The 4,427-nt window shown below is 67.5% G+C and carries 4 protein-coding genes; 3 read left to right on the top strand and 1 reads right to left on the bottom strand.

What is annotated here, in order from left to right; genetic code table 11:
• From ELR45_RS30895 to arfA, 3 genes are all read left to right on the top strand, one after another.
• The coding region (locus ELR45_RS30895; RefSeq protein WP_240760273.1) for an ATP-binding cassette domain-containing protein at positions 1-712 on the top strand (712 nt) is incomplete at its 5' end.
• On the top strand, positions 709-1,569 hold the full coding sequence (locus ELR45_RS30890; RefSeq protein WP_129669715.1) for an ABC transporter permease: 861 nt from the start codon (positions 709-711) through the stop codon (positions 1,567-1,569). The genes ELR45_RS30895 and ELR45_RS30890, both read left to right, overlap by 4 nt.
• A 181-nt stretch (positions 1,570-1,750) precedes the next feature.
• Positions 1,751-3,262 (top strand): arabinosylfuranosidase ArfA, encoded by a 1,512-nt coding sequence (arfA, locus tag ELR45_RS30885; RefSeq protein ID WP_129669714.1) that lies wholly within the window; start codon positions 1,751-1,753, stop codon positions 3,260-3,262.
• A 26-nt stretch (positions 3,263-3,288) separates the two neighbouring features.
• Here arfA and ELR45_RS30880 read toward each other — a convergent pair.
• Positions 3,289-4,427, bottom strand: a 1,139-nt coding sequence (locus ELR45_RS30880; protein ID WP_205857605.1) for a glycosyl hydrolase family 95 catalytic domain-containing protein, incomplete at its 5' end; no start/stop codon positions are given.

Below are 4,427 nucleotides of genomic sequence, written 5' to 3'. Positions count from 1 at the left end.
CGACGAGGACCTGAGCGGACGGCAGAACCTGGAATTGTTCGGCCGCCTGTATCACCTCGGCGGCAACGGAGCGAAGCAGCGAGCCGCCGAGCTGCTGGAGCGATTCGCCCTGGCCGACACCGGCGCGAAACCGGTCAAACAGTACAGCGGCGGGATGCGCCGAAGGCTCGACCTCGCCGCCAGCCTCATCACGGCGCCCGAGGTGCTCTTCCTGGACGAACCGACCACCGGCCTCGATCCGCGCGGCCGAACCGAGGTCTGGAACGCCGTGCGATCGCTCGCCGGAGTCGGTACGACCATCCTGTTGACGACGCAGTACCTCGAGGAGGCGGACCAACTGGCCGATCGCATCAGTGTGGTGAACGACGGGAGGATCGTCGCTGACGGTACGGCGCAGGAGCTCAAACGCAGCCTCGGTGCGGATCGGATCGACGTGGTGGTGCGCGACGCCACGCTGCTGGCCCGGGCAGCCACGGTGGTCCGGGAAGCGATCCGCACCGACGACGTCGTCACCGATGGGGACCGTCGCCTGGTGAGCGCAGCCGTGTCCGACCGGATGTCCGCGCTGTCGGGCTCGATGCGGGCATTCGATGAGGCCGGGATCGACATCGAAGACATCGCGCTGCGTAGGCCCACGCTCGACGAGGTCTTTCTCCATCTGACGGAAGACCAGCCTCCCGCCACCACCTCTGAAGGGATGGTGCATCAATGAGCACGGATCTGGCCAGACCCCGAGAGGTGCGGGACGCCGCGAGCCGCTCAGCCCCGGCCTCGGCCTCCGAGCGCGTGAAGAGGCTGCTCATCGACTCCGCCACCATGATCCGCCGCGGGCTCGCACATTGGGCGCGCACCCCTGGGCAGTTCGTCGTTGGCCTGCTGTTCCCGGTGATGATGCTGGTCATGTTCGCCTACTTCATCGGCGGCGGCATGGCGGTCGAAGGCGGTGGCGACTACACGGAGTTCCTCGTCCCTGGCATGTTGGCGCTGACCATGGCCTTCGGCCTGGAGGAGACGATGGTGACGCTCACACAGGACATCAACAAGGGCGTCCTGGATCGGTTCCGTTCCATGCCGATCGCGCCGTCCTCCGTCCTGGTCGGACGCAGCCTGCTGGATATGCTCAACTCGGCCGTCAGCCTGCTCATCATGATCGGCGCCGGGCTGGCCATCGGATGGCGCTGGCACGGCTCTTTGGGCGCGGCGTTCGGCGCGGTCGGACTACTCCTCCTGCTCCGCTTCGCCATGTTGTGGATCGGCATCTATCTCGGCATGGTCGCCGGAAAGCCGGAGATGGTGCAGGCGGTACAGATCCTGGTCTGGCCGATCGCGTTCCTCTCCAATGCGTTCACCTCGCCGGACACCATGCCAGGCTGGATGGGCGCCATCGCCGAGTGGAACCCGATGTCCGCCACAGCCGGCGCCGTCCGTGAACTGTTCGACAATCCAAGCTGGTCGCAAGGCTCCTGGGCGGCGGACAACGCGGTGCTCATGGCAGTCGTATGGCCGCTGGCCCTCCTGGTGGTCTTCGCTCCACTTGCCGTCCGCCGGTTCACTCTGTTGAGCAGGTGAGACTGGGCAATGTGAATCCAGGGGCGGGCCTTGTCGAAGGTCCGCCCCTCTCACGTCCGAACGGGCCGGCGAGATTCCCTCGTGTGAGCGGCTCCTGGTCGCGCTCTTTCTCAATGGCCGGCGGCACGGTACGATTCTGTTAACGCTCACATTCTATCGATGTAGAAGCCAGGAGTCCTCAATGCTCAACGCGACTGTGACCATTGATCCAGCCTTCCGGGTGGCTCCGGTCAATCGCAGGACCTTCGGTTCGTTCGTCGAGCATCTCGGACGTTGCGTGTACACCGGGATCTTCGAGCCCGGCCACCCCGCCGCCGACGAGGACGGGCTCCGCAAGGACGTGCTCGATCTGACCCGGGAGATGGGCGTATCCGTCGTCCGCTACCCGGGTGGCAACTTCGTCTCCGGATACCGCTGGGAAGACGGCGTCGGGCCGGTCTCCGAACGCCCCCGCAGACTCGATCTGGCGTGGCACAGCACTGAGACGAACGAGTTCGGGCTGAACGAGTTCGCTCGCTGGGCTCGCAAGGCCGGCGTCGAACCGATGATGGCAGTGAACCTCGGCACCCGCGGTGTACACGAAGCGCTGGACGTCCTGGAGTACGCGAACCACCCGTCCGGCACTCGCCTGTCCGAGTTGCGCCGGCAGCACGGAGCGCCCGACGCCCACGACATCGCGCTGTGGTGTCTCGGCAACGAACTCGACGGCCCGTGGCAGATCGGGCACAAGACGGCACGCGAATACGGGCGGCTGGCCGCGGAGACGGCGCGCGCTATGCGCATGATCGACAAGAACCTGGAGCTGGTCGCCTGTGGCAGCTCGAGCTCCAGCATGCCCACGTTCGGCACCTGGGAGGCCGAGGTGCTCGACGAGGCGTTCGACCACGTCGACTACATCTCCTGCCACGCGTACTACCAGGAGCACGACGGCGACATGGCCTCGTTCCTCGCCTCCGCGGTCGACATGGACCACTTCATCGGCTCGGTCGTGGCCACCGCTGACCACATCGCCGCCCGCAAGAAGAGCCGCAAGCGGATCGGCGTCTCGTTCGACGAATGGAACGTGTGGTACCAGAGCAAGTACCACGAGACCGGCAACCCGCAGGACTGGCCGGTGGCGCCGCGCCTGCTGGAGGACGAGTACAACGTCGCGGACGCCGTCGTCGTCGGTAACCTGCTTGTCTCTCTGCTACGCAACAGCGACCGTGTGGCCGTCGCTTGCCAGGCTCAGCTGGCCAACGTGATCGCGCCCATCCGCAGCGAGCCCGGCGGGAGCGCCTGGCGGCAGACCACGTTCCACCCGTTCGCCATCACCTCGCGCCTCGCCACCGGCGACGTCCTGCAGGTCGAGATCGCGTCGCCCTCGACGCAGACCTCGCGGCATGGGGAGGTGGATCTCGTCGACGCGGTGGCCACGTACGACGACGACGCGGGCGACGTGTCGGTCTTCCTGGTCAACCGATCCACCGACGACGAGGTCGCAGTCGAGCTCGACGCCCGCGCCATCGGCCCGCGGACGGTCGTCGAAGCAGTGGGCATCCACGGGGACGATCTCTACGCCACCAACACCGAGAGCAACCCGGACCGCGTCGTGCCGCAGCCGAACGCCTCGGTGCGGCTGGACAACGGCCGGCTGTCCGCGGTCCTGCCGAAGGCGTCGTGGACCGCCCTACGGCTGTCCACCGCCAGCTGACCGCCGGCCCAACCGACCCGTCCACGCTACCCCGGCTTGTACTCCACGGCAACGTCGGCCGGCAAAGCCAGCCGAATGCGATCATCGTCGTAGACGACCTCCACCACGAGATCGGCCGGGGCGCACAGGACGGCACGGTTGAGCCGGCCGTCGGACCATTCCATGTCGACTCGCACGGCATGCCGCGTCAACAGACCACGTACCCGCCCGGATGGCAGTTCGCTGGGAAGTGCGGGCAACAGGACGACCGGCCCGCTGTGGCTCTGGAGCAGGCATTCGGCCAGCGCGGCTGTGAAACCGAAGTTGCCGTCGATCTGGAACGGCGGGTGCGCAGAGAACAGATTGGGGTAGAGGCCACCGGAGAACGACGTGTGCGATTCATCGCGGTCGGCCGGCACCGGGCGGAATGCCAACGAAATCAGCTCGGAGACCCGCTCCGGCTGCCTGAGCCGGGCGCGCAGGGCGAGTTTCCACGCCAGGGACCAGCCGGTCGAGTCCGGACCCCGCAGATCCAGGGAGCGCCCGACTGCGGCCATCTCGGCATCCGTGAGTGTCTCGGTCCCCGGGTACGCGGGGTACAGGTGGGAGATATGCCGGTGCGAGGGCTCGTGCTCTACGCGCTCAACCTCCCATTCGAGGATCTCACCACGGGAGCCGATCACCGGCGACGGCAGCCGTTCCTGCAGCCGCCGTACGGTGCGCACCAGCGGGCCGTCCTCACCCAGGAGGTCCGCCGCGGAAATGACAATGGTGAACAGATCCCGGGCGAGGGCCAGATCCATCGCCGAGGAGCTTGCGGCCGCCCGGGGTTCTCCGTCGGGCGCCACGAAGTGGTTCTCCGGAGATACCGAGGGGGACGTGCCGAGCGAGCCATCCGGGCGTTCGACGAGCCAGTCGACCAGGAACTCGGCGGCGCCGCGGAGCAGCGGCCAGATCCGGCCCAGCAGAGCCCGGTCCCCGCTGAACTGATAGGCATCCCACAGCGCGCGGCACAGCCATGGACCCGCCATGGGCCAGTTCGCCCAGGCGGGATCTCCCTTGCCCATCCCGACCGGCGATGTGTAGGCCCACGCGTCGGAGTTGTGGTGTGCGGCCCAGCCGTGCGCGCCGTACAGTCGCGCCGCAGTCCCCCGGCCGGCCTCGGCGATCTCCTCCACCAGGCTGA

This window comes from Phytoactinopolyspora endophytica, assembly GCF_004138495.1.
Lineage (GTDB): Bacteria > Actinomycetota > Actinomycetes > Jiangellales > Jiangellaceae > Phytoactinopolyspora > Phytoactinopolyspora endophytica.
Note: the sequence above shows the minus strand (reverse complement) of the source record. Positions and strands in the feature narration are given on the sequence as shown.